Origin of the sequence: Croceibacterium salegens (assembly GCF_009827435.1) — a bacterium.
GTDB lineage: Bacteria > Pseudomonadota > Alphaproteobacteria > Sphingomonadales > Sphingomonadaceae > Croceibacterium_B > Croceibacterium_B salegens.
Window position 1 is genome coordinate 1 of sequence record NZ_WTYM01000001.1, and the last position, 912, is coordinate 912.

A 912-nucleotide genomic window follows, 5' to 3' on the forward strand; every position below is an offset into this window, starting at 1 on the left:
GAAGCCCGGCAGGCCGCCATTGCCCGGGCCCTCGAACGGCGCGGCGAGGATCCCGGCGGCTTTGCCCGGGCAAGCGAAACCCTCGGGGCGGCGCGCCGTCCCGCCGACCTCCTGCGCGCGGCGCAGGCACTGAATTCGATCGAAAGGACCTTCCGCCGATGAGCGAAGCATTGCAGCAAACCCGCCAGCTGGCCGAGGCTATCCGGGCCGAGATCGGTAAGGCCGTGGTCGGGCAGGAAGAAACGGTCGAGCACCTGCTGATCGCGCTCATCGCCCGCGGCCACGTCCTGCTCGAAGGCCCGCCGGGGACCGCCAAGACCTTCCTCGCGCAGTGCTTCGCCGCTGCGACCGGGCTGGAGTTCGGCCGCATCCAGTTCACCCCCGACCTGCTGCCGGGCGACATCCTCGGCTCCAACCTGTTCAACTTCCGGACCAGCCAGTTCACCCTGACGCGCGGGCCGATCTTCCACGAAGTGCTGCTCGCCGACGAGATCAACCGCACCCCGCCGAAGACCCAGGCCGCGCTGCTCGAGGCGATGCAGGAACGCCGCGTCACGCTCGACGGCGAGACCCACGCGCTGGCGGACGAATTCATGGTCGTGGCGACGCAGAACCCGATCGAGCATCAGGGCGTCTACCCGCTGCCCGAGGCGCAGCTTGACCGCTTCCTGTTCAAGCTGCTGGTCCCCTATCCCAGCGCCGAGGAAGAGGCGGCGATCGTCGCCCGCTTCGGCGAGCGCAGCGGGCCGCAGTCGCCGCGCGATTTCGGTATCGCCGCGGTGACCGACAAGGCTGCGCTGGCCGCCGCGCAGCAGGCGGTTCAGGCGGTGACGCTGGCGAAGGAAGTGATCGACTACACCGTCGCGCTGGTCCGCGCGTCGCGCGAGAGCCCAGACCTCGAAAACGGCGCCA

At 69.8% G+C, this 912-nt stretch carries 1 protein-coding gene; it reads left to right on the forward strand.

Annotated elements, in window-relative coordinates; all coding sequences use genetic code 11:
* Positions 1 to 158 precede the first annotated feature (158 nt).
* Positions 159 to 912: AAA family ATPase (locus GRI89_RS00010; protein ID WP_159791235.1), on the forward strand; the 754-nt coding region annotated here is incomplete at its 3' end.